The 329-nt window shown below is 40.7% G+C and carries 1 protein-coding gene; it reads right to left on the bottom strand.

Annotated elements, in window-relative coordinates:
* Positions 1–329 (bottom strand): 4Fe-4S dicluster domain-containing protein (locus EII42_RS12610; protein ID WP_125172438.1); only part of this gene is annotated, 329 nt, incomplete at both ends.

Below are 329 nucleotides of genomic sequence, written 5' to 3'. Positions count from 1 at the left end.
AAATACTTTTTCAGCGCAAACATCAATACAACGTCCGCAACTGATACAATCTTTCGAAAGCACAAGTTGGCTTTCGTTGTTTTTACCATGTAATGGTGCTCGTAAAACTTGTGGCTCAGGACAAACGTTGTAGCAATCCATACAGTTGTCACATTTTTTACGGTCAATCACTTTGATACGCAATAAACTCTTGGCGCCAATGACACCATAGCTTGCGCCAATTGGACAAAGATGACCACACCAACCATGTTCCACAATAAATAAGTCAAACAAGAAAACAGCTAAGATCAACCAAGTTGTTGCGCCAAGCCCGTAAATTAATGCTCGTC

Source organism: Tessaracoccus sp. OH4464_COT-324 (assembly GCF_003932855.1).
GTDB lineage: Bacteria > Actinomycetota > Actinomycetes > Propionibacteriales > Propionibacteriaceae > Arachnia.
This window is presented reverse-complemented; position numbering and strand designations above follow the sequence as displayed.